We start from the raw sequence: 21,752 nt of genomic DNA on the forward strand, positions 1-21,752 counted from the left end.
CACCTTTCTCGCGGCGGTTCCCGGTCGGGGCCTACCGCAACTGTCTTGTAGTGGTTGGCTGGCTTACCAGCTGGACTTCTGCACGCCGGGCAGCTCACCCGCGTGCGCCATCTCGCGCAGGCAGATGCGGCAGAGGCCGAACTTGCGGAACACCGAGTGCGGACGACCGCAACGGTTGCAGCGGGTGTAGGCCCGCACCTTGAACTTGGGCTTCTTGTTGGCCTTGATGACCAGAGCCTTCTTTGCCATGTGCTCAGTTCTCCTTGAACGGGAAGCCGAGCGCCCGCAGCAGCGCACGCCCCTCGTCGTCGTTCGTCGCCGAGGTGACGACGGTGATGTCCATGCCACGCGGGCGGTCGATGCTGTCCACGTCGATCTCGTGGAACACCGACTGCTCGTTGAGCCCGAAGGTGTAGTTGCCGGTGCCGTCGAACTGCTTGGGCGAGAGGCCGCGGAAGTCGCGGATACGCGGCAGCGAGATCGAGATCAGGCGGTCCAGGAACTCCCACATCCGGTCGCCGCGCAGCGTGACGCGCGCACCGATCGGCATGCCCTCGCGCAGCTTGAACTGGGCGATGGACTTGCGGGCCCGGCGGATCTCCGGCTTCTGACCGGTGATCAGCGTGAGGTCGTTGACCGCACCGTTGATCAGCTTGGCGTCGCGGGCGGCGTCACCGACGCCCATGTTGACGACGACCTTGGTGACGCCCGGGATCTGCATCACGTTGGCGTAGCCGAATTCCTTCTGCAGGGCGTCGCGGATCTCTTCGCGGTAGCGCTGCTTCAGGCGCGGCTGCGGCCGTTGATTCGACTCCGTCGAATGTGTCTTTTCAGTGGTGGTCATCAGATGTCCTTGCCGTTGGACTTGGCGATGCGGACCTTTTTGCCGGTCTCGTCGTCCTTGCGGAACCCGACGCGCGTCGGCTTGCCGTCGGAATCGAGCAGCATCACATTGGACACCGAGATCGGCGCCTCCTGCGTGACGATGCCGCCCGAGGACGCGCCACGCTCGGTGCGCGACTCGGGGGTGTGCTTCTTGATCCGGTTCACGCCCTCGACCAGAACCTTGTTGCGGTCGGGGTAGGCCACCAGGACCTTGCCCTTGGCGCCCTTGTCCTTGCCCGAGATGACGAGCACGGTGTCGCCCTTACGGACCTTCATCTACAACACCTCCGGGGCGAGCGAGACGATCTTCATGAAGCGCTTCTCGCGCAGTTCGCGACCGACCGGCCCGAAGATGCGGGTGCCGCGGGGGTCGTTGTCGTTCTTGATGATGACGGCGGCGTTCTCGTCGAACTTGATGTAGCTGCCGTCGGCGCGGCGGCGCTCCTTGACCGTGCGCACCACGACCGCTTTGACGACGTCGCCGCGCTTGACGTTGCCACCGGGGATGGCGTCCTTGACGGTCGCCACGATGACATCACCGATGCCGGCATAGCGCCGCGACGAGCCGCCGAGCACGCGGATGCACAAGATCTCCTTGGCGCCCGTGTTGTCGGCGACCTTGAGCCGCGATTCTTGCTGAATCACTAGATCTCCTCGACCTGGTTACTGTGTGCACGCAGGATTACCGACCCTGACGTGCGCGGTCTTTGTTCCCCAAGAGCACGCGGGGCTCTCTCCGCACGGAGACAACCGAGGTCTGCCCTAGGCAACCGTTACATACTAGGTGAGCTCGGGGAATGCTCCAAATCCCCGCGGAACGGACCGACACGGTGACCGGCACGAACTCTCCACGTATTCTCCACACAGCCTTCAAGCAACGCCCGCCGGTCCGGCGCAGCATCATTGTCGTGACGACCACACCGACCGCCAGATCCGAAGCGGCACAACGACTGCAGCACCCGTCCGGTACCGAGTTCGAGCGCGGGGTGCTGACTCTGGTCCCGATGCTGCACCGGCGTGCGCACGCCTACACCGGCAACACCGCCGACGCCGAGGACCTGGTGCAGGAGACCCTGCTCAAGGCCTATCGCGCGTTCCACACGCTGGGACCGGACCCCTACCTGAAGGCCTGGCTGCTGTGCATCCTGCGCAACACCTGGATCGCGAAGTACCGGGCCGCCCAGTGCCGGCCCGCCGAGGCGTTGACCGGGGAGTTCGACGACGACGCCGGACAGAGCACCTCCGCCGAGCAGCTCGCGCTGCGTGACGTCGCCGAACCCGGCCTGGTCGCGGCCATGGCCGAGCTGTCGGAACCGATGCGGCTGACCCTCTACTACACCGCGGTCGAGGGCATGTCGTGCCGCGAGGTCGCCGAGCTGATGGGGGTGCCCGAGGGAACGGTGATGTCGAGGATGCACCGGAGCCGGGCGCAGCTGCGCCGCCGACTCGGCCGGCGTACCACCACGCATCGCAAGCCGATGTGCGTGGCCGCGCTGTCCTGAGACTTGCGCGCGCGAAGGGCCGGCACCGGGGCTGCATGACGTGGCCGCGCCGTCGCTGCGGTACGGGAACCGGCCGTGCCAGGTGCCGGCCAGCGAGCAGCCGCCGTCGAGGTCGACGAGATCGGTCGGCAGGGCCCGGCTAGTCCTTGGCGAAGGCGCGGGCGAAGTCCCGTTCGAGGTCGGTGTACGGGGCGCCCGACACGTCCACGTTGACCCGCGAGATCGTCCCGCCGGTGAACGGGTTGGGCGGACGGTAGGCCGCCGATACCGGCGATCCGGTGTTGCGCCCGACGCTCAGCGAGGCCCCGGCGAGCCCGAAAGTCCCGGGGTGGACCCGCATCTCGGCCAACGCCGCGACCTGCGTGGTGTCGACGAACAGTGCCGCGTCGCCGATCGGAGTGTGGCTGCCCTCGGCGGTGCCGGTGCGGGTGAAGGTGAACCCGAGGGTGTGCGCACCAGGGGGCACCGGATCGGCCGCCGCGACGGTCTGCTCGTACTCGCCGAGGAAGTTGTAGCAGAAGTGCAACCGGCCGCCCTGCAGATACATGACGTAACCCCCGTGTGCCGCACCGTGTTTGACCACCACGCCGTCGGCACCGTCCGGACCGATGGTGACCTCGGCGAGCACCGCGAACGAGCGGCCGCGAAGTTCTACCACGGCGCCCATGCCGACGTCGGCGGTGCCGGGGTAGTACACGTAGGCGTTCCGCTCGCCGGCGAGGTAGGGACGCCACCGTGACATGGTCTCCAGGAGATTCAGGTCGCCCAACGGCAGTCCGTTGTACTTCTGAGCCTCGGCGAACCACAACGCCTTGAGTTCTTCGAGTCGTTCCGGATGTTCGGCGGCGAGGTCGCGGCACTGGCTGCGGTCGGCCTCGATGTGGAACAGCTCCCAGCGGTCGTCGTCGAAGTGCGACCAGCCGGCGGGCGAGGCCGCGTGAATGGTGTTGGCGAACCAGCCCCGGTGCCAGATGCCTCGCGTGCCGAGCATGGTGTAGAACTGCGTCTCCTTGCCGGTGGGTGCGGTCGGGTTATCCAGCGCCACTTTGAAACTGACACCGTCGAGGGGCTTCTGTGCGACTCCCCGCACCGTGGCCGGTGCGGTGATGTCGAGAAGGTCGTACACGGTCGGGGTGATGTCGCAGACGTTGACGTAGTTGTCCCGCACCTCGCCGTGCGCGGCAATACCATTGGGCCAGGAGATGATCGCCGGGTCGGCGATGCCGCCCTCATGTGAGGCGTAGCGCTTGAACAGCTTGTACGGGGTGTTGAACGCCATGGCCCACCCGGTCGGGTAGTGGTTGTACGTCGCGGTGCCGCCGAGTTCGTCATAGGCCTTCAGGCTCTCCGCCACCGAGTCGATGTAGCCGTTGAAGAACTTGACCTCGTTGACCGACCCGTTGGGCCCGCCCTCACCGCTGGCGCCGTTGTCCGAGATCACCACGATGATGGTGTTGTCCAACTGGCCGGACTCCTCCAGATAGTCCAGGATCCGCCCGATCTGGGCGTCGGTGTAGGACAAGAAGCCGGCGAACACCTCGGCCATCCGCTCGAACAATCGCTTTTCATCGGCGCTCAACGAGTCCCAGGGACGCACGGTGTCCTGGACCGGCCAGGGTTCTCCGTTGGGGCCCTTGACATCTGAGTACGGATTCATCGGCGAGAGTTCGGTGTCCGCCGGGACGATGCCGAGCCGCTTCTGGTTCTCCAGCACGATCTCGCGGTAGCGCTCGTAGCCCATGTCGAACACACCGGAATAGCGGTCGGCCCACTCCTTGAAGACATGGTGGGGAGCGTGGCCGGCACCCGGGCACACGTAGGAGAACCACGGCTTGTCCGGTGCGATGACCTTTGAGTCGCGGATGAACTCGATGGTCCGGTCGGCGAGATCAGCCGAAAGGTGGTAGCCCTGCTCGGGTGTCGCGGGCGGGGCCACGGGGTGGTTGTCGTACATCAGGTCCGGATACCACTGGTCGGTCTCACCGCCCATGAATCCGTAGAACCTCTCGAAGCCCCGCGACAGCGGCCAGTGCCGCTTGGTGGCGGCAAGGTTGGATTCCTCCAGCGGAGTCAGATGCCATTTGCCGATGCAATAAGTGTTGTAACCGTTCTCGGCGAGTACCTCCGAGAGCAGTGCGGTGTCGAACGGGATGCGGCCGTTGCAGTTCGGAAAACCGTCGGTGAACTCCTCGATGGTCGCCATCCCGACCGTGGTCGGGTTGCGTCCCGTCAGCAGCGAGGCCCGCGTCGGTGAGCACAGCGCGGCGGTGTGGAACTGCGAAAGCCGCACCCCACGTTCGGCGATGCGGCTCATGGTGGGCATGTTCACCAGCCCACCGAAGCAGTCCCAGGTGGCGATGCCGATGTCGTCCCAGACCAGGTACAGGACGTTGGGTGCGTCCGGTTGCGCCGTCGGCGCGGCGAACGGGCCCCAGTCCGGTTCAGAATCCCGGATGTCGACTTCGATCCTGCCCTTGAATTCCGACGTCACCTTCGGAGATTACACCGCTCGCCCGCTGGTCAGCCCGGGAACGGGAGACGATTGCGTCGGCGTACGTGCGAACCACAGGCCCACGGCGGCCAGCGGAACCGTCTAGCCCAACCACCAGCAGATGCCTGCGACGGCGTGTAACTAGCTGCCCTCACTACCTCGTAACCTGTTGCCCCACAACGGTTCAGTGCGATTATAGACACCGGGCTCAGGCATCACCGGGTGCGCAGATACCGCGCTCGTCGTCACGGACGTTCAGGACGCCGCCGCCTGCCACGCAACAGGATCGACACGACGGCCACGATGATCAGGATCGCCACACCGGCTACCGCGACCCAGACCCACGACGGCGTCCCCGGGGCAGCGACCTGCGTGACGCTCTGTTCAGCCTCGATGACGGGTTCGGGCATGGTGTCGAGCATCACGGGTGGGGTGCCGGGCGCGCCGATGAGCGCCGTACCGGACAGCGACTGCCAGCGCCTGACATCGCTGCCCAGCCAGTCGAGCAACAAATCCAGTTGCTCGGGCGCGTTGTGGGACGTGGCAACCAGGACACTGCGCCTTCCGTCGTGGACCGTCTGCAGCGAACCGAAACCGAGCGCAGGATCGAGAGTCAGAGTGGTGGTCTCACCCGGCGCGTCGGCGCGCTTGACGGTGAGCTCGCCACCGTCCCCAGCCGCGACCGGGAGGGCGATTCCCGGATCTGTCCATTCATCAGGGCTGATAAGCACCGCCGGGGCACCGTCTGAGACGGCGTCGGCGAGCGACATCACCGCGGCGTCGATCGGTACCCCGCTGAGTCGCTGCAGGCCCACCATGATCGCGACGGCCCGGCGAACGTTGTCGAACCCTTCGCCGACACCGACCACGGTCCGCGGCATGAGCGTCTGCGGCAGTGACTGAAACCCGCCCGGCACCGGCGAGGCAGCTGCTGTGCTCACGACCGGGCTGTCACCGTCGATGGTCAACGTTGCCGGCTCGAAGTCCTGGCAGTATCCGGTGCCGCCGCTGATGTCGAGGGCGACCGTCATGTTCGTGAAGCGTTGCAGGAGGTGATCGGGGACATCGACCCACCGATCGATCTCGCCGCTCGAATCAGTGGGCCAGCGGTCGATGTTCTCGTCACCGATGCTGATCACCACCTGTCCGCCGACGGATTGAGGCAGCGGAGTGTAGGACCCGCGCAGGTGCACCCGTATCCCGTGCACGGCGCGGCCGAGCCTGGTTTGATCCAGGCCGAGGCTGAGCTGAGGCTCCACAGCAGTGACAGAGCTACCAGGCTGACCGAGACCACGCAATGTCGTCTTGTCCCCCGGCAACTGAATATTCGAATCCGCCTGCCCGGCAACAGCCTTCGCTGAAAGCGCGAGCGGGGCCAGGTCGCCGGTCAGCAGTCGGGCCTGATTGGTCAACTCGTCGCCGGGGCCGCCGACACGCAGGGCGGGGACCCCGCCGGTGTCCAGCAACGAGAGACCGCTCGCACGCCACGTCGTCGCCCTCCGCTACGACGACGTGGCGTGCGAGCGGACCGGATGGTTCCGTCGGGCCGGTTTGCCCGTTTGCCAGCGGAGCGACCGTCACGGTCGGATTCTGGGCGCCGTAGCGGGACGCGACGGCGGTCGCCAGCTGGACGACGGCATCGGACTCCGAGGGCGATGGTTGTTCGTCGACAAAGATCGTCAGCTGGCGCAGCACCGGGGTAAGGAAGTCGGCCACCGTCGAGGGCGTCTGCTCTGCCCCGGCGAAGGTGACGCTGGGGTCGCTGAGTTCGAGCGCGTTGGTCGGGTCCAGACAATATCCCTCCATCGGGAGCAGATATGTCCGCAGCGTGACCGTGACCGCATTATCGACGACATCGGCGCGGTCGAGCGGAATCGCGATAGGCGCCGGCGCACCTGGTGCGACATCGACTCGGCCGATCGTCCGTCCGTCCTGGACCGCGGTGACGGTCGCGGTCCGCACATTCACCGGCAGTTGCGTAAAAGCATTCAGTGCAACGGGTTCGAGTCCTTGCGATACGGGGAAAGTCACGGTCTGCGTGCCTTGGATTCCGTAAAACGCGAGGTGGGGCCGACCACCAAGCTGGACCAGCGGCAGGGTGGACTCCGACGAGACACCGGGGTCGCCGGGCGGCTGCGCATTTGCCATCGGGGATGTCAGCAAAATAATCGGGCAGATTGCGGTGAGCAACCGCGCAAGGATTGCAGCGTGGCGCTTCATTGCTGGTGAGCGTACCGGCATATGTCGCTGCGCAAACGCTGTTATCACTGACGCGACGAAACCCCCGGCCGCCGGAGCGAACGGGGGTTTCGACGACGATCTGGTGCTACTTGGCCTTCTCGAGCACCTCGACCAGACGCCAGCGCTTGGTCGCCGACGTCGGCCGGGTCTCCATCAGCGAGACGCGGTCGCCGACACCGGCGTCCTCGTTCTCGTCATGGGCCTTGACCTTCTTGGTGGTCCGGATGATCTTGCCGTACAGGGGATGCGACTTACGGTCTTCGAGCTCGACGACGATCGTCTTCTGCATCTTGTCCGACACGACGTAGCCGATGGCGGTCTTGCGGCGACCGCGCGGCTTCTCGGTGGGCGGGGTGTACTTGGCGCCCTTCTGGGCGCCGGCGGTATCTGCCATCAGGAATCCTCACCTCCGGGTCCGGCGGCCAGACCCAACTCACGTTCACGCAGCACGGTGTAGACCCGCGCGATCTCCTGCCGGACCGTACGCAGCCGGCGGTTGTTGGCAAGCTGTCCGGTGGCCATCTGGAAGCGCAGGTTGAACAGCTCTTCCTTGGACTCGCGGAGCTTGTCGGTCAATTCTTCGTCGGTGAGCTCGCGCAGTTCGCCGGGCGTCGTCCCAACTGCCATCAGAACTGCTCCTCTCTTGTGACGATGCGTGCCTTGATCGGCAGCTTGTGGATCGCACGAGTCAGCGCCTCACGGGCGATCTTCTCGTCCGGGTAGCTGAGCTCGAACAGGACACGGCCGGGCTTGACGTTGGCGACCCACCACTCCGGCGAACCCTTACCGGAACCCATGCGGGTCTCGGCGGGCTTCTTGGTCAGCGGGCGGTCCGGGAAGATGTTGATCCACACCTTGCCGCCACGCTTGATGTGCCGGTTGATGGCGATACGCGCCGACTCGATCTGCCGGTTGGTGATGTAGGCATGGCCCAGGGCCTGGATGCCGTAGTCACCGAAGCTGACCGAGGTCCCGCCGCTGGCGATACCACGCTGCTTCGGGTGGTGCTGCTTGCGGTGCTTGACCTTGCGGGGAATCAGCATGACTAGCTCTCCGTATTCTGCGCTGCTGCGGCCTCGGTGCCCTGGGTCGCCTCGGCGACGGCGGGAGCCTCGGCGGCCCGGCCGGCATCGGTGCTCGTCGCGGTCGTGCCCGACGCGCCGCTGCGGCGCGGCCGGGTGCCGGACGGACGCTCACGACGCGGACGGTCCGCGGCGGGCGCGGCGGCGGTCAGCTCACGCTTGCCACCGACGATGTCGCCCTTGTAGATCCACACCTTGACGCCGATGCGGCCGAAGGTGGTCTTGGCCTCGTAGAGGCCGTAGTCGATGTCGGCACGCAGGGTGTGCAGCGGGACGCGGCCCTCGCGGTAGAACTCCGAGCGGCTCATCTCGGCACCGCCGAGGCGGCCCGAGCACTGCACCCGGATGCCCTTCACGTTGGGCTGACGCATCGCCGACTGGATCGCCTTGCGCATCGCGCGGCGGAACGCCACACGGTTGCTCAACTGCTCGGCGACACCCTGCGCCACCAGCTGGGCCTGGCTCTCGGGGTTCTTCACCTCGAGGATGTTCAGCTGGACCTGCTTGCCGGTCAGCTTCTCCAGGTCGGCGCGGATGCGGTCGGCCTCGGTACCGCGACGGCCGATCACGATGCCCGGACGCGCGGTGTGGATGTCCACCCGGACGCGGTCGCGAGTGCGCTCGATCTCGACGTCGGCGATGCCGGCGCGCTCCAGGCCGGTGGCCAGCAGCTTGCGGATCGCGACATCTTCCTTGATGTAGTCCGCGTACTGCTTGTCGGCGTACCAGCGGGACTTCCAGCCGGTGGTGATGCCGAGCCGGAAGCCGTGCGGGTTGATTTTCTGGCCCACTACTCCGAGCCCTCCTTCGAGTTATCGGCTGCTGCGGTCTTGGAGGACGCAGCCTTGCTGGCCTGCGCACGACGCGCGCGCGCCGCCGAAGCCGAAGCTCCCTGTTTCTTCTGCGGACGGCTTTCCACGATCACCGTGATGTGGCTGGTGCGCTTGCGGATCCGGAACGCACGCCCCTGGGCGCGCGGGCGGATGCGCTTGGCGGTCGGGCCCTCATCGGCGTGGATGGTGGCGACCACCAGCGTGGTCGGGTCCAGTCCCTCGTTGTTCTGCGCGTTGGCCGCGGCGCTGGCGATCACCTTGGCGACCGGCTCGCTGGCCGACTGCGGGGCCCAGCGCAGGATGTCGAGGGCCTCCTCGACGGTCTTGCCGCGTACCAGGTCGATGACACGGCGCGCCTTGGTGGCCGAGATACGCACGAAGCGTGCCTTGGCCTGCGCAGACGGATACACGGTGCCTTGCAATGCAGTAGTCATCTCTAGCGCCTCTTGGACTTCCGGTCGTCCTTGATGTGACCCTTGAAGGTCCGGGTGGGGGCGAACTCGCCCAGCTTGTGCCCGACCATCGCCTCGGTGACGAACACCGGGACATGCTTGCGACCGTCGTGGACGGCGAAGGTGTGCCCGATGAAGTCGGGGATGATGGTGGACCGACGGGACCAGGTCTTGATGACCTGCTTGGTGTTCTTCTCGTTCTGGACGTCGACCTTCTTGAGCAGATGGTCGTCGACGAACGGGCCCTTCTTCAGGCTGCGTGGCATCGCTTTACTCCCTAGCGCTTCTTGCCGGTGCGCCGGCGACGGACGATGAGCTTGTCGCTCGCCTTCTTCGGCTTGCGGGTACGGCCCTCGGGCTTGCCCCACGGGCTCACCGGGTGGCGGCCACCGGAGGTCTTACCCTCACCACCGCCGTGCGGGTGGTCGACCGGGTTCATCACGACACCACGGACGGTCGGGCGCTTGCCCTTCCAGCGCATGCGGCCGGCCTTGCCCCAGTTGATGTTGGCCTGCTCGGCGTTGCCGACCTCGCCGACGGTGGCGCGGCAGCGCACGTCGACGCGGCGGATCTCACCGCTGGGCATACGAAGTGCGGCGTAGGTGCCTTCCTTGCCGAGCAGCTGGATCGACGCACCGGCCGAGCGGGCCAGCTTGGCGCCGCCGCCGGGACGCAGCTCCACCGCGTGGATCAGCGTGCCCGCGGGGATGTTGCGCAGCGGCAGGTTGTTGCCGGGCTTGATGTCGGCGTTGGCGCCGGACTCCACGATCGCGCCCTGCTTGAGTCCCTGCGGCGCGATGATGTAGCGCTTCTCGCCGTCCAGGTAGTGCAGCAGCGCGATGTTCGCGGTGCGGTTGGGGTCGTACTCGATGTGCGCGACCTTGGCGTTGACGCCGTCCTTGTCGTGCCGACGGAAGTCGATCACCCGGTAGGCGCGCTTGTGGCCGCCGCCCTTGTGCCGGGTGGTGATCCGGCCGTGTGCGTTACGCCCGCCCCTGCCGTGCAGCGGACGAACCAGCGACTTCTCCGGGTGATCGCGAGTGATCTCGGCGAAGTCGGAGACGCTCGAGCCGCGGCGACCGGGGGTCGTCGGCTTGTACTTGCGAATTGCCATGATTCTGTGGGTCTCCCTGCCGGCTAGGCCGGCGCTCCGAACAGGTCGATGGGCTTGCTTCCGGCCGCCAGCGTCACGATCGCGCGCTTGGTGCCCTTGCGCTGGCCGTAGCCGGTGCGGGTGCGCTTGCGCTTGCCCGGCCGGTTGGCGGTGTTCACCGAGTCGACCTTGACCTTGAAGATCTTCTCGATCGCGATCTTGATCTGGGTCTTGTTGGAGTCCGGGTGCACGATGAACGTGTAGACGTTGTCCTCGATCAGTCCGTAGGACTTCTCCGAGATCACCGGCGCCAAGATGATGTCGCGGGGATCGGTCACGGTAGCCATCAGGCCGACACCTCCTCGGTCTTGGTGTTCGCTGCGATGTACGCGTTGAGTGCCTCGACGCTGAAGATCACGTCATCGGCCTTGAGCACGTCGTAGGTGTTCAGCTGATCGGGCGAGATCACGTGCACACCAGGCAGATTCCGCACGCTCAGGACGCTGGTCTCGTCGGCGCGGCCGATCACCACGAGCACCTTGTGGTTTCCGGACGCGCGATCGGCTACAAGCGTGGCCAGGAACGACTTCGCGCTCTTGGTCGACGGGGTCTGACCCTCGACGATCTCGGTGACGGCGTGGATCCGGTCGTTGCGGGCCCGATCAGAAAGAGCCGAGCGCAAAGCCGCGCGGATCATCTTCTTCGGGGTCCGCTCGCTGTAGTCGCGCGGCTTGGGGCCGTGCACGACGCCGCCGCCGGTGAACTGCGGCGCCCGGATCGAGCCCTGGCGGGCGCGGCCGGTGCCCTTCTGGCGGTACGGCTTCTTGCCGCCGCCGGAGACCTCACCGCGGGTCTTGGTCGAATGCGTGCCCTGGCGCTTGGCGGCCAGCTGCGCGTTGACCACCTGGTGCATCAGCGCGATGTTGGGTTCCACGTCGAAAAGCTCGGCGGGCAACTCGATGTTGCCGTCCGTCTTCCCGGCGGGGGTCCTCACCTCAATGTTCAAAGTCATGCCTTCTCGCCTCGCTTGATTGCGCTGCGGACAACCACCAGACCGCCGTTGCGTCCGGGGATGGCGCCCTTGATCAACAGCACGCCGTTCTCGGCGTCAACCTTGTGCACCTTCAGGTTCTGGGTCGTCACGCGGTCGCTGCCCATCCGGCCCGACATGCGCGTGCCCTTGAACACCCGGCCCGGGGTGGCGCAGCCACCGATCGAGCCCGGCCGACGGTGCACGGCCTGGGCGCCGTGGCTGGCGCCCTGGCCACGGAAGCCGTGGCGCTTCATGGTGCCGGCGAAGCCCTTGCCCTTGCTGGTGCCGGTCACGTCGACGTAGGCGCCGTCGGCGAAGATGTCCGCCGTCAGCTCCTGGCCGACCTCGTACAGAGCGGCCACATCATCGTTGTCGTCCAACCTCAACTCGGCGAGGTGGCGGCGCGGGTTCACACCGGCGGCCGCGAACTGGCCCGACACCGGCTTGTTCACCTTGCGCGGGCTGATCTCGCCGTAGGCGAGCTGCACGGCGCTGTAACCGTCACGCTCCGGGGTCCGGATGCGGGTCACGACGTTGGGCCCGGCCTTGACGACCGTCACCGGCACGACCTTGTTGTTCTCGTCGAACACCTGCGTCATGCCCAGCTTGGTGCCCAGAATGCCGCGCCGCGGTGCGGCCGAATTGCTATTGCTAGCCATTTCTCGGGAATTCCTTTACTGGATGTTGACGTCGACGCTGGCCGGCAGATCGATGCGCATCAGCGCGTCGACCGTCTTCGGCGTGGGGTCGAGGATGTCGATCAGCCGCTTGTGGGTGCGCATCTCGAAATGCTCCCGCGAGTCCTTGTACTTGTGCGGGGACCGGATGACGCAATACACGTTCTTCTCGGTCGGCAGCGGCACCGGGCCGACCACGCTGGCTCCCGTCCGGGTGACCGTCTCGACGATCTTGCGCGCAGAGGCGTCGATCGCCTCATGGTCGTAGGCCTTGAGCCTGATGCGGATCTTTTGTCCCGCCACGCTTCTCCTACCTCACTACTAACAGCCCGAAATCGGGCCTGGCTGTGCCGCCGCTGTTTACCTGTCTGTGGTTCACCGGTCCACGCGGTCGGGTGTGTCGCCCGTTCGCACACTCTTACGCGGCGGAATTCGTCGCGATCAAGGTTGATGGACCGGATACGCCCCGCGAGGGGCGCTGGTCGCATGCCCGACCAGGCGAACCTGGCCCAAGGCAACCCGAACAGTATGCCTCAGAACCGGGCCTGCTCCAAATCCCTGGTGGTCGGCTTTCCCGGGCGACCGAGCGCTATTCCAGGCTTGCCCAGAACGGGCACTGGTGCACCTCGCCGAAGTCACCCACCATACGGCTGCCGTCGGGCTGCAGCGACATGACCTGCTGCACGTCGGGACCGAGCGGCGGCCATTCCGGCTGCCCTGGGGCGCGCGGCGCTCCGGTCCTCACGAACGCCGCCCAGAAATCGATCATCTGATCACCGAGCCTGATCTGCGCCTCGTCGGGCGGTGAGGCGCCGCCGACATCGAACAGGTAGCGCAGTTCCAGCGAGTGGCTGGCCCCGACCGGGAACGGCAGCGTCCGCAGCGGCTCGGGCGCCGGCGCGTTGCGGTCGTTGAACTCGTAGAAGAAGACGTCGGCTGCCCGGCTCAGCTCCCGGGCCCAGCGCTCGTTGGGACACGCCAGGACGCCGTCGGTGACGGTCGCGGCGTAGGCCAGCGCGACGTCGGGGTAGGCGTCCAGCGGATAGCGTCCGGCGACGGCGTGCGCATCGGCGCCGAAGGTGTCGGCGAGCAGACGCGGGTAATCCTGCGGCAGGTAATCCCGGCCGTCGCGCAGGCGCTGCAGCGCGACGAACAGCGTCCACTCGTCGCGCGTCGTGCCCATCAGCACCGGCACCGGGGCCGCACGGCGTTCGCCGAACGCGTCGACCGGGTCTTCGGGTAACACGGCCGAACCGGTCACGGGCCCGCTCAACCGATCGTCGCCGATGCCGTAGTACCAGACCGGGGTGCGCAGCTTGTTACCCGCAAGCGCGCGCAGACACTCGGCGGCCGTCGCCGGATCCGCGCATCCCGCCCCGGCGGCGTACTCGATGCTGCGTTGCTCGGCGACCGGCAGCGGGAGCTGAGCCTGGCACGGTCCGCTCATGATGATCGCCGCGTCGAACAGGCCTTGCGAATCCGGTGCGACCAAGTGATCGCACACCGACATGCCGCCTGCGGACTCCCCCGCCACGGTGACCCGGCCCGGGTCACCGCCGAAGTTGGCGATGTTCTCGCGGACCCAGCGCAACGCGGCCTGCTGGTCGGCCAGTCCGTAGTTGCCGGCCCGCCCGGGCGCTGCGAGCGACGGGTGGGCCAGGAAGCCCAGCGCTCCGAGCCGGTAGTTGACGGTGACCACGACGATGTCGCCGCGCGCGGCCAGCCGCCGCGCGTCGTAGATGCCGCCGCTGCCCGCGACGAACGAGCCGCCGTGGATCCACACCATCACCGGCCTCGGCTCATCGGTCCCGCCGGCCGGCGTCCACACGTTGAGGTTGAGGCAGTCCTCGTCGGTCTGCCTGCCGAGTTCCATGTCGCCGGACAGGTCCTGCAGGCATCGCGGCCCGAGCGCGGTCGCGTCCCTGACGCCGTCCCACGCCACCGCAGGTCGCGGGTCCTGCCACCGCAACGGTCCGACAGGTGCTGCGGCGTAAGGGATTCCGGCGAACAGACGATGGTCCTCGGCGACGGTGCCGCGCACCGCACCCGCCGCGGTCGGCACCTGTGCGGGATCGCCAGACGGGGCCGTCACCGGGCCGGGGGCGCCCGCGTCGCCTCGGCCGCATGCGACCAGCAGCGCGAGCAGAGCCAGCACGGCGAGCCGTCGAGTGGGCACGAGTAACGAGCGTAGCCGCGATCTCCGGCGGGCTGCTCCGGCGATCCGGAATTCACTGCGCCGATTCCTCCGGTGTGGTGGCGCCGATCACATAGACTGTGCTTGACACCTGTCAAGCACAGTTTGTGAGGAGCGCCGTGAGCACACCGACGATGGACCGGGAGTCGCTGGAAGCGGCGAAGGTACTGGCGGACCCGACGGCCTACGCAGACGACGAGCGGCTGCACGCCGCACTGTCGCATCTGCGCGCCAACCACCCCGTCGCCTACGTCGAGCACGGCCCGTACCGGCCGTTCTGGGCGATCACCAAGCACGCGGACATCATGGCGATCGAGCGCGCCAACGACCTGTTCCTGTCGGAGCCGCGCCCGCTGCTGGTCACCGCCGAGGCCGACGACCTGGCCAAGGCCCAGCAGGAGATGGGGGTCGGCCTGCGCACGCTGATCCACATGGACGACCCGCACCACCGCAAGGTGCGTACCATCGGCGCAGACTGGTTCCGCCCGAAAGCCATGCGGGACTTGAAGGTCCGCGTTGACGAGCTCGCCAAACGCTACGTCGACAAGATGCGCGAGATCGGCCCGGAGTGCGATTTCGTCACCGAGATCGCGGTCAACTTCCCGCTGTATGTGATCCTGTCGCTGCTCGGTCTGCCCGAAGACGACTTCGGCCGGATGCACATGCTGACCCAGGAGATGTTCGGCGGCGACGACGACGAGTACAAGCGCGGCACCACCCCAGAGGAACAGATGGCCGTGCTGACCGACTTCTTCAACTACTTCGCGGCGCTGACGGCCTCGCGGCGGGAGAACCCGACCGAGGATCTGGCCTCGGCGATCGCCAACGGACTCGTCGACGGCGAACCGATGTCAGACATGGACACGCTGTCCTACTACGTCATCGTCGCCAGCGCCGGCCACGACACCACCAAGGATGCGATCTCGGGAGGCCTGCTCGCGCTGATCGAGAACCCGGGCGAATTGGCCCGTCTACAAGGCGATCTCAGCCTGATGCCGACCGCCGTCGAGGAGATGATCCGCTGGTCCACCCCGGTCAAGGAGTTCATGCGCACCGCCGCCGAGGACACCACGGTGCGCGGTGTGCCGATCGCCAAGGGCGAGTCGGTGTATCTGGCGTACGTCTCGGCGAATCGCGACGAAGAGGTTTTCACCGACCCGTTCCGGTTCGACGTGGGCCGAGATCCCAACAAACACTTGGCCTTCGGCTACGGCGTGCACTTCTGTCTCGGCGCTGCGCTGGCCAGGATGGAGATGAACAGCCTGTTCAGCGAGCTGCTGCCGCGGCTGGAGTCGATCGAGCTCGCCGGCCGGCCCGAGTTGTCGGCGACGACGTTCGTCGGCGGGCTCAAGCACCTGCCGGTCCGGTACTCGTTGCGCTGAGCGCGGCGGTCGCCAGGAAGCCGTCGACGGCGGCGATGGCGACGGTGCGGTAGTCGAAGTCGACCAAGGTGCTGATCCGGCCGAACGCCAAGGGACCGATCAGCAGCGCGAACGCCGTCGCGCGATCGACAGATCCCAGCGCCGCCGCCGCGTCCGGGCTGTCGAACACCGCGTCGAACGGCGCGGAGTACTGCTCGGCGATGCGTTCCCGCAGTGACCGCACCCCGTCTCCGCCGCCGGCGCTGGGCACCACGCTGATGTCGGGCCCCAGTGACAGCCACGCCATCGCGGTCAGCGTGGTCGGCGCCTCGGCGATCGAGTCGGCCCACCCCGCCACGATCGCGATCAGACGGTCCCGCAGGCTGCCCTCGGCCGGCGGCATCGGCGGCGGCGGGATCAGACCCGTGAACGCCGCCGCCACCAGATCGTTGCCGCTCGGGAAGTGGCGGTAGAGGGTAGCCCGCGCGACGTTGGCCTTGCGGGTGACGGCGTCGATGGTGACCGCGCTCGGTCCGCCGGCCCGCAGCAGTGCTGTCGCCGCCTCGAGCAGCCGGGCCTTCGATCGCGCCGGCCTCGGGTCACCACTTACCGCGGTCATGTTTCCTGCACCTCCACTGGGGGAACGAGACTACTGGTCTTGCTACGAGACTGATAGTCTCGATTCCACGCTTTTGAGACTGTCGGTCTCGAACCCTGCTGAAGAGAGACGACATGGTCGACACCCTTCCTCGCTCTGACCAGGATATGGATGCCGAGGTCGCCGCGCTGTCACGGCGGGCGCGAATCTGGCTGCTCATCGTCGCGAGCGTCGACGTCGTCATGGTCATCGCGTCGATGGTGGCGCTCAACGCCGCGCTTCCCGACATCGCGGTGCAGACCTCGGCGACCCAGACGCAGCTGACGTGGGTCGTCGACGGCTACACCCTCGCACTGGCATGTCTGCTGCTGCCCGCCGGCGCGATCGGTGACCGGTACGGCCGGCGCGGCGCATTACTGGTCGGACTGGCGATCTTCGCCCTCGCCTCGGCGGCGCCGGTGTTCTTCGACAGTCCGACTCAGATCATCGCCTCCCGGGCCGTCGCAGGTGTCGGTGCGGCGCTGATCATGCCGGCCACGCTCTCGCTGCTGACGGCGGCATTCCCGAAGTCTGAGCGCAACAAGGCCGTCGGCATCTGGGCCGGCGCCGCAGGTTCGGCGGCAATAGTCGGCTTCCTCGGCACAGGCGTTCTGCTGCACTACTTTTCGTGGCAGTCGATCTTCTACGCCTTCGCCGGCGGCGCACTGCTGATGTTTATGTTGACCTGCACCATCGGCTCGTCACGCGACCAGACCGCAGCCCCGATCGACTGGCTCGGCGGGGCGTTGGTCGGCATAGCGATCGCGGTGTTCGTGCTCGGCGTGGTCGAGGCACCCGTGCGCGGATGGACCGATCCCGTGGTCCTCGGGTGCATGGCCGGCGGCGTGGCACTGGCCGTGTTGTTCGCCGTCGTGCAGCTGCGCCGGACCCACCCGCTGCTCGACGTGCGACTGTTCCGCCGACCGGATTTCGCGACCGGCGCGGTGGGGATCACATTCCTGTTCCTCGCAAACTTCGGGTTCTTCTTCGTCGAGATGCAGTTTATGCAGCTGGTCATGGGATACACAGCCCTGCAAACCGCATTCGCGTTGTCGCCGTTGGCTGTTCCGATTCTGATCTTCAGCGCCTGCCTGCACCTCTACCTTCCCAGGGTGGGGCTACGCTTCGCCGTCAGCGTCGGCCTGCTGCTGATCGCGGTTGGGTTGTTCATGATGCGGTTCCTCGATGCGGACTCCACCTTCATCGACCTGATGTGGCCCATGCTGATCGCCGCATCGGGCATCGGATTATGCACGGCGCCGACCACGTCGGCGATCATGAACGCGGTACCCGACGAGAAGCAGGGTGTCGCGTCGGCGGTCAACGACGCGACCCGCGAGGTCGGTGCGGCGCTCGGTATCGCCGTCGCAGGCTCGATTCTGGCTGCCGTCTACCACAGCTCCCTTGCGCCGAAGCTGACCGCGTTCCCGCAGCAGGTGCGGGACACCGCGACGGACTCGCTGGCCTACGCCCTGTCGATCTCCGATCAGCTCGGGCCGCAGGGTGACCATCTCGCCGGACTTGCCCAGAGCGCGTTCATGCACGCCGCGGACCAGGCACTTCTGGTGCTGGCTGGGGCCGTCCTTGCCGGATCTCTGTTCATAGCGGTGTGGGCGCCGGGACGCGACGGGCAACAGTGGGCGGCCCTGCGGCGGCGCCGGTCAGCGCCTGGCGAGGATGCTCCTTAATCTGCGCTGACGAACTCGGCGGCGCGGTGGCCCGCCATCACGATCGTCGCGTGCGGTCCCCGGCTGGGAATGTCCGGCAGGATCGATCCGTCGACCACCCACAAATTCGACACGCCGTACACCTGGCAGCGCTCGTCCACGACGGCGCCCATCTTGGCGGTGCCGCACAGGTGCTGCGACGTCGCCCAGGATGCGTCGGATCGGATTGTCGGGTCGGCGATTTCGTGTGCCAGCCGAGTGCCCTCGCGCAGCAGTTCGACATCGGCGGGTTCGCTGTCGTAGCGGTGCTCGATGACCGGAGCGGCCTCGGGATCGGCCGAGGTGATCCTCACCCGACCCCGGGAGCGTGGCCGCATCAGCGTGACACCCAGATGCGGCTGATCGGTCGGGTCGTGGCGGCGGCCGGTCATCATGGCGCCGAATCCCGCGGTGTAGGGCCGGATCTCGATGCCGTCCCCGGTCGTCAGCACCGCCTCCAGCGGCGGCACACCGTGGGTGGGCGGCCAGGTCACCGGCAGCACCCACTCTGGGTGGTCGATGGTGTCGACGCCGACGGGAAGGTCGATCTCGACGTCGACGCCTGCCGCCCTCAGGTCCCGCTGCGGGCCGACGCCGGACACCATCAGCAGCTGGGCCGAGGCGATGGCGCCGGCGCACAGCACGATCCGGTCCGCGGTCAGAGTCACCGCCCCATCGGGCCCTGAACAGTCCACCCCGACCACCCGCCCCGCCGAGAACCGCAGCCGTCGCACCCTGGTGTCGGTCAGCAGCTCGAGGTTGGCACGCTGCAGCGCCGGCTGCAGGAACGCTCCTCCGGGGCCGACCCGGGTGCCGCCGTTGATGTTCAGCGGCACCGCCCCGACTCCCGGCGGCACCGGCTCGCCGGGGGCCGATGCGTTCAGGTCCTCGATCCACGCGAATCCCGCCGAACGGCACGATTCCACGAATTTCGCTGTGCAACCATCGAATTCGGCGACCCTGCGCACGGCGATCGGCCCGGACGAACCGTGCAGCGGGCCGTCGAAATCCAGGTCGGTCTCGATCGCGACGAAGTGCGGGAGCACGTCGCGCCAGGACCAGCCGTCGAGTCCCCACCCGTCCACGTCATCCGGCAGGGCCCGGCAGAAGTACCCGCCGTTGACCGCGCCGGAGCCGCCGACCACCGCTCCGCGCATGATGTGCGCGTGCCGTTCGGGGTGGTCGGTGAGCACGGTCCGGTAGCGCCGGACCACCGAGCTGGCCACCCCGATCGGCAGCCGGAGGCCGTCGGTGATCTGGCTGCCCACCCTGGGGTCGAACGGTCCGGGGCCGGCCTCCACCACCGTGACCTGGCAGCTGTCGTCGGCGGAAAGACGTTCGGCAAGCACCGATCCGGCACTCCCGGCGCCGATGATCAGGAATCGCACTAGGTTCGGATCTGCGGTTTCAGGGCGCCGGCGTGACGCTCGCGGATGACACCGGTCCACAGGCCCAGCCCGTAGGCGACGTCGTCGAGCCGCTTGAGCAGCAGGTAGGTCACCGGCCCCACCCGCTTGGTGTCGTCGTCGGCGTGGCCGTGGCGGGAGGCCCAGTCGAACACGCCGTCGAGCACCGCGGCGACGACCACCACCCGGCGGCAGCGCCGCGACAGCACCGCGGCGACCAGTGCGATCGGCCAGTAGTGCCGGCAGATCGCCGACGCGAGCTGCAGCGCCGCCGACCACAGCCCCTGCGCGGCCACCACCGCCACCTCCATCGGCTCGGTCTGCACGCTCGCCAGCGACTTCGCGATCCGGCGGCCGGTGACCACGGCGACCACGATCGAGGCCAGGTAGCCGATCCCGGACCCGAGCGCGACGAGCATCCACACCACCAGCGTCCAGCCCGAGATCACCAGCGGTGCGGTCTTGCCGGGATGACGGATGGTCAGCGGAGCGGCCGAAGAACCATAGAAAGACTTGCGGGCGAACCACTTTCGTAGCTCAGTCCGGTGATCGTGGGCCACCATCGCGATCGGCTCGTAGCGCAGGCGGGCACCGGCCTCGTTGAGGCGCCAACACAGGTCGACGTCCTCTCCGGAAACCAGTGATTCGTCGAATCCTGCGACCTCCAGCAGCGCGCTGCGCCGGCAGATGATCGCGGCGCTGGGCACATAGGACACCGTGCCGAAGGGGACGACCGGGGCCTCGCGCAACCCCAGATCCAGCGACGAGCGCACCGCCTCGTAGCGGGCCACCACGCTGTCGGACTGGTTGAGCGCCACGATCCGCGGCGCCACCAGGGCCACGGCCGGGTCGCAGAAATGCCCGAGCAGCGCCTCCAGCCAGCCCTTGCGCGGGACCACGTCGGAGTCGAGGAATGCGACGAGATCGGTGGTGCACATCGCCAGCCCGGCATTGCGGGCCGCCGCTGGACCCTTGCTCCTGTCGTGGCGCAGCACCCGGACTTCGCAGCGCATGTCCGCGAAGTCGGATTCGGCCACGGGCACCGCCGAACCGTCGTCGACGATCACCACGCGCACCCCGCGCAGCGCCGCGACCAGCCTGATGAGCCCAGAAGCATTGTCACGCACCGGGATCACGACGGTGACGTCGCGGTGCGAAGGTCCGCTGAGCGGCCGCGGATGCGCGACGGTGGCGTCGAGCAGCGTGCGGGCGAGCTGGGCGCTGACCGCGTCGTGCACTTCCAGCCTGCCCCCGGTGAGCATGGTCTGGGCGGCCGGCGCGAGCCGCAGCAGGCGAGTCGGCGAACCACCGAGCAGGGCGGCGCCCTCACCGAGCACCCGCACCCGCCGGTCCACCTGGACGGCGAAACCGTCCGGAAGCCGAGGCCCCGTCATGTCAGCATCCCCTCGCGGTCGGGCGCCCATCGACGGACCCGAACCGCACACGCATCGACCATTTCGGCAAAGATCCTCCTCCCCTCCTGCGCGGTCGCCGTGGTGGGGTCCCCCAAGATCCCCAGCGAACTCACAGCGGCCACTCCCCCACGGAGCATCTCAGACATCAGCTCCGACAGCGGCGCCCGATTACCGGGCACCAGTTCATCCTGCCTGACGGCTTCCGGTGAGATATGTAGCAATACGGATGTTTCGGTGTGCCCGGCATGCGCGTCGGCGTTCCTCGACGTGCAGGACGACCAGACCACGTCCCGTCCCTCGTACCGCAGCAGGCCCACCGCACGGCGCAGCGCCTCGACGTTCCCGCCGTGCCCGTTGACGAACACGACCCGTGGCGCCCAACGGCACGCGGAGCGGGCGAATTCGGTGAGCAGTTCCGCCAGTACCGGTGTGCCAATCGAGACGGTTCCGGCGAATCCTTCGTGCTCACCGCTGGCGCCGTAACCGACGGCCGGCGCGAGGATCCACTGCGTCCGCTGCCCCCGGTTCTCGTCCCGCAGCCTGGTCACCAGCGCGTCGGCGACCGCTGTAGCGATCCGGGTGTCGGTGTCGAGCGGCAGATGGGGTCCGTGCTGCTCGGTCGAGCCGACCGGAACGATCAATGCGGGCGTCTGCTCGGTCAGTGTGTGGTGCAGCTGCCTCGACGTTGAGTTCCCGAGCTCACGGGGGAAGACCACGCGACGATGGTAGGCCGAATTCACCTGG

25 protein-coding genes and 1 pseudogene are annotated in these 21,752 nt (G+C 67.5%); 3 read left to right on the top strand and 23 right to left on the bottom strand.

Features of this window, described 5'->3' with window-relative positions; all coding sequences use genetic code 11:
- Nucleotides 1-63: 63 nt before the first annotated feature.
- Genes ACTWP6_RS15030 through rplN form a run of 4 tightly spaced genes read right to left on the bottom strand, consistent with a single transcriptional unit; the run spans nt 64 to nt 1,530 of the window.
- Nucleotides 64-249 carry a type Z 30S ribosomal protein S14 gene (locus ACTWP6_RS15030; protein ID WP_260757310.1) on the bottom strand — a complete coding sequence of 62 codons (186 nt, stop codon included), beginning with the start codon at nt 247-249 and terminating at the stop codon, nt 64-66.
- A gap of 4 nt (nt 250-253) precedes the next feature.
- Nucleotides 254-844, bottom strand: coding sequence for a 50S ribosomal protein L5 (gene rplE, locus ACTWP6_RS15035; RefSeq protein ID WP_260757308.1), 591 nt, complete (start codon nt 842-844; stop codon nt 254-256).
- Nucleotides 844-1,161 (bottom strand): 50S ribosomal protein L24, encoded by a 318-nt coding sequence (gene rplX, locus ACTWP6_RS15040; protein WP_260757307.1) that lies wholly within the window; start codon nt 1,159-1,161, stop codon nt 844-846. Before rplX ends, rplE begins: the two co-directional genes overlap by 1 nt.
- A complete protein-coding gene (gene rplN / locus ACTWP6_RS15045) occupies nt 1,162-1,530 on the bottom strand; it encodes a 50S ribosomal protein L14 (protein WP_014814254.1) in 369 nt (122 codons plus the stop codon).
- Nucleotides 1,531-1,793: 263 nt separating this feature from the next.
- Here rplN and ACTWP6_RS15050 point away from each other — a divergent pair, with 263 nt between their 5' ends.
- Complete coding sequence (locus ACTWP6_RS15050) at nt 1,794-2,387, top strand: RNA polymerase sigma factor (protein ID WP_260757305.1); 594 nt, start codon at nt 1,794-1,796, stop codon at nt 2,385-2,387.
- 139 nt (nt 2,388-2,526) lie between these two features.
- Here ACTWP6_RS15050 and ACTWP6_RS15055 read toward each other — a convergent pair whose 3' ends face one another.
- The 15 genes and pseudogenes from ACTWP6_RS15055 to ACTWP6_RS15125 all read right to left on the bottom strand — a co-directional run bounded on the left by ACTWP6_RS15055 (nt 2,527) and on the right by ACTWP6_RS15125 (nt 14,465).
- The gene (locus tag ACTWP6_RS15055; RefSeq protein WP_443188099.1) at nt 2,527-4,878 is read right to left on the bottom strand and encodes an arylsulfatase; all 2,352 of its coding nucleotides are present in this window, start codon (nt 4,876-4,878) and stop codon (nt 2,527-2,529) included.
- Between the two features lie 245 nt (nt 4,879-5,123).
- Nucleotides 5,124-6,137, bottom strand: a complete 1,014-nt coding sequence (locus ACTWP6_RS15060) for a hypothetical protein (RefSeq protein ID WP_443188100.1) — start codon at nt 6,135-6,137, stop codon at nt 5,124-5,126.
- Nucleotides 6,138-6,150: 13 nt separating this feature from the next.
- The gene (locus ACTWP6_RS15065) at nt 6,151-7,098 is read right to left on the bottom strand and encodes a hypothetical protein (RefSeq protein ID WP_443188101.1); all 948 of its coding nucleotides are present in this window, start codon (nt 7,096-7,098) and stop codon (nt 6,151-6,153) included.
- 106 nt (nt 7,099-7,204) lie between these two features.
- Nucleotides 7,205-7,513, bottom strand: coding sequence for a 30S ribosomal protein S17 (gene rpsQ, locus ACTWP6_RS15070; protein WP_260757302.1), 309 nt, complete (start codon nt 7,511-7,513; stop codon nt 7,205-7,207).
- Nucleotides 7,513-7,746 (bottom strand): 50S ribosomal protein L29, encoded by a 234-nt coding sequence (gene rpmC / locus ACTWP6_RS15075; RefSeq protein WP_067962002.1) that lies wholly within the window; start codon nt 7,744-7,746, stop codon nt 7,513-7,515. Before rpmC ends, rpsQ begins: the two co-directional genes overlap by 1 nt.
- Nucleotides 7,746-8,162: a 50S ribosomal protein L16 gene (gene rplP / locus ACTWP6_RS15080; RefSeq protein ID WP_067962004.1), complete on the bottom strand. Its 417-nt coding sequence runs from the start codon at nt 8,160-8,162 to the stop codon at nt 7,746-7,748. Before rplP ends, rpmC begins: the two co-directional genes overlap by 1 nt.
- A 2-nt stretch (nt 8,163-8,164) precedes the next feature.
- The gene (rpsC, locus tag ACTWP6_RS15085; protein ID WP_260757300.1) at nt 8,165-8,992 is read right to left on the bottom strand and encodes a 30S ribosomal protein S3; all 828 of its coding nucleotides are present in this window, start codon (nt 8,990-8,992) and stop codon (nt 8,165-8,167) included.
- A gap of 31 nt (nt 8,993-9,023) precedes the next feature.
- Nucleotides 9,024-9,468, bottom strand: a pseudogene (rplV, locus tag ACTWP6_RS15090) (50S ribosomal protein L22); the annotation flags it as partial.
- A 2-nt stretch (nt 9,469-9,470) separates the two neighbouring features.
- Complete coding sequence (gene rpsS / locus ACTWP6_RS15095; RefSeq protein WP_003892827.1) at nt 9,471-9,752, bottom strand: 30S ribosomal protein S19; 282 nt, start codon at nt 9,750-9,752, stop codon at nt 9,471-9,473.
- An 11-nt stretch (nt 9,753-9,763) separates the two neighbouring features.
- The gene (gene rplB, locus ACTWP6_RS15100) at nt 9,764-10,600 is read right to left on the bottom strand and encodes a 50S ribosomal protein L2 (RefSeq protein ID WP_260757296.1); all 837 of its coding nucleotides are present in this window, start codon (nt 10,598-10,600) and stop codon (nt 9,764-9,766) included.
- A 23-nt stretch (nt 10,601-10,623) separates the two neighbouring features.
- The gene (rplW, locus tag ACTWP6_RS15105; RefSeq protein ID WP_443188102.1) at nt 10,624-10,926 is read right to left on the bottom strand and encodes a 50S ribosomal protein L23; all 303 of its coding nucleotides are present in this window, start codon (nt 10,924-10,926) and stop codon (nt 10,624-10,626) included.
- Entirely contained in the window at nt 10,926-11,591 is a 666-nt protein-coding gene (gene rplD / locus ACTWP6_RS15110) for a 50S ribosomal protein L4 (RefSeq protein ID WP_443188103.1), read from the bottom strand. The genes rplW and rplD overlap by 1 nt, the downstream gene beginning before the upstream one ends.
- Nucleotides 11,588-12,271, bottom strand: a complete 684-nt coding sequence (gene rplC / locus ACTWP6_RS15115; protein ID WP_443188104.1) for a 50S ribosomal protein L3 — start codon at nt 12,269-12,271, stop codon at nt 11,588-11,590. The genes rplD and rplC overlap by 4 nt, the downstream gene beginning before the upstream one ends.
- 15 nt (nt 12,272-12,286) lie before the next feature.
- The gene (gene rpsJ / locus ACTWP6_RS15120; RefSeq protein WP_003883485.1) at nt 12,287-12,592 is read right to left on the bottom strand and encodes a 30S ribosomal protein S10; all 306 of its coding nucleotides are present in this window, start codon (nt 12,590-12,592) and stop codon (nt 12,287-12,289) included.
- A 286-nt stretch (nt 12,593-12,878) separates the two neighbouring features.
- Entirely contained in the window at nt 12,879-14,465 is a 1,587-nt protein-coding gene (locus tag ACTWP6_RS15125; RefSeq protein WP_443188105.1) for a carboxylesterase/lipase family protein, read from the bottom strand.
- A 137-nt stretch (nt 14,466-14,602) separates the two neighbouring features.
- On the opposite strand from ACTWP6_RS15125, the gene ACTWP6_RS15130 reads away from it, so the two are divergent.
- On the top strand, nt 14,603-15,865 hold the full coding sequence (locus ACTWP6_RS15130; protein WP_443188106.1) for a cytochrome P450: 1,263 nt from the start codon (nt 14,603-14,605) through the stop codon (nt 15,863-15,865).
- On the opposite strand, the gene ACTWP6_RS15135 is transcribed toward ACTWP6_RS15130, so the two are convergent.
- Nucleotides 15,831-16,463, bottom strand: a complete 633-nt coding sequence (locus ACTWP6_RS15135) for a TetR/AcrR family transcriptional regulator (RefSeq protein WP_260757259.1) — start codon at nt 16,461-16,463, stop codon at nt 15,831-15,833. The two genes, ACTWP6_RS15130 and ACTWP6_RS15135, sit on opposite strands and share 35 nt — an antisense overlap.
- Before the next feature lie 113 nt (nt 16,464-16,576).
- On the opposite strand from ACTWP6_RS15135, the gene ACTWP6_RS15140 reads away from it, so the two are divergent.
- A complete protein-coding gene (locus ACTWP6_RS15140; protein WP_443188107.1) occupies nt 16,577-18,169 on the top strand; it encodes an MFS transporter in 1,593 nt (530 codons plus the stop codon).
- Here ACTWP6_RS15140 and mftG read toward each other — a convergent pair.
- The 3 genes from mftG to mftE are packed head-to-tail and all read right to left on the bottom strand — an operon-like array spanning nt 18,166 to nt 21,748.
- The gene (gene mftG / locus ACTWP6_RS15145; protein WP_260757257.1) at nt 18,166-19,575 is read right to left on the bottom strand and encodes a mycofactocin dehydrogenase MftG; all 1,410 of its coding nucleotides are present in this window, start codon (nt 19,573-19,575) and stop codon (nt 18,166-18,168) included. The genes ACTWP6_RS15140 and mftG overlap by 4 nt on opposite strands.
- The gene (mftF, locus tag ACTWP6_RS15150) at nt 19,575-20,987 is read right to left on the bottom strand and encodes a mycofactocin biosynthesis glycosyltransferase MftF (protein ID WP_260757255.1); all 1,413 of its coding nucleotides are present in this window, start codon (nt 20,985-20,987) and stop codon (nt 19,575-19,577) included. Before mftF ends, mftG begins: the two co-directional genes overlap by 1 nt.
- Nucleotides 20,984-21,748, bottom strand: coding sequence for a mycofactocin biosynthesis peptidyl-dipeptidase MftE (gene mftE, locus ACTWP6_RS15155; protein WP_443188108.1), 765 nt, complete (start codon nt 21,746-21,748; stop codon nt 20,984-20,986). Before mftE ends, mftF begins: the two co-directional genes overlap by 4 nt.
- Between the last annotated feature and the right edge of the window lie 4 nt (nt 21,749-21,752).

Origin of the sequence: Mycobacterium sp. 4D054, assembly GCF_052245755.1 — a bacterium.
Lineage (GTDB): Bacteria > Actinomycetota > Actinomycetes > Mycobacteriales > Mycobacteriaceae > Mycobacterium.

Bases quoted from the DNA above. Each gene is read 5' to 3' on its own strand.
- rpsS (WP_003892827.1), bottom strand. From the start codon at position 9,752: ATGCCACGCAGCCTGAAGAAGGGCCCGTTCGTCGACGACCATCTGCTC.
- ACTWP6_RS15065 (WP_443188101.1), bottom strand. From the start codon at position 7,098: ATGAAGCGCCACGCTGCAATCCTTGCGCGGTTGCTCACCGCAATCTGC.
- rpmC (WP_067962002.1), bottom strand. From the start codon at position 7,746: ATGGCAGTTGGGACGACGCCCGGCGAACTGCGCGAGCTCACCGACGAA.
- ACTWP6_RS15140 (WP_443188107.1), top strand. From the start codon at position 16,577: ATGGTCGACACCCTTCCTCGCTCTGACCAGGATATGGATGCCGAGGTC.
- rplP (WP_067962004.1), bottom strand. From the start codon at position 8,162: ATGCTGATTCCCCGCAAGGTCAAGCACCGCAAGCAGCACCACCCGAAG.
- rplB (WP_260757296.1), bottom strand. From the start codon at position 10,600: ATGGCAATTCGCAAGTACAAGCCGACGACCCCCGGTCGCCGCGGCTCG.
- mftF (WP_260757255.1), bottom strand. From the start codon at position 20,987: ATGACGGGGCCTCGGCTTCCGGACGGTTTCGCCGTCCAGGTGGACCGG.
- rplW (WP_443188102.1), bottom strand. From the start codon at position 10,926: ATGGCTACCGTGACCGATCCCCGCGACATCATCTTGGCGCCGGTGATC.
- rplD (WP_443188103.1), bottom strand. From the start codon at position 11,591: ATGACTTTGAACATTGAGGTGAGGACCCCCGCCGGGAAGACGGACGGC.
- ACTWP6_RS15135 (WP_260757259.1), bottom strand. From the start codon at position 16,463: ATGACCGCGGTAAGTGGTGACCCGAGGCCGGCGCGATCGAAGGCCCGG.
- rplC (WP_443188104.1), bottom strand. From the start codon at position 12,271: ATGGCTAGCAATAGCAATTCGGCCGCACCGCGGCGCGGCATTCTGGGC.
- rpsQ (WP_260757302.1), bottom strand. From the start codon at position 7,513: ATGGCAGATACCGCCGGCGCCCAGAAGGGCGCCAAGTACACCCCGCCC.
- rplE (WP_260757308.1), bottom strand. From the start codon at position 844: ATGACCACCACTGAAAAGACACATTCGACGGAGTCGAATCAACGGCCG.
- rplX (WP_260757307.1), bottom strand. From the start codon at position 1,161: ATGAAGGTCCGTAAGGGCGACACCGTGCTCGTCATCTCGGGCAAGGAC.
- ACTWP6_RS15030 (WP_260757310.1), bottom strand. From the start codon at position 249: ATGGCAAAGAAGGCTCTGGTCATCAAGGCCAACAAGAAGCCCAAGTTC.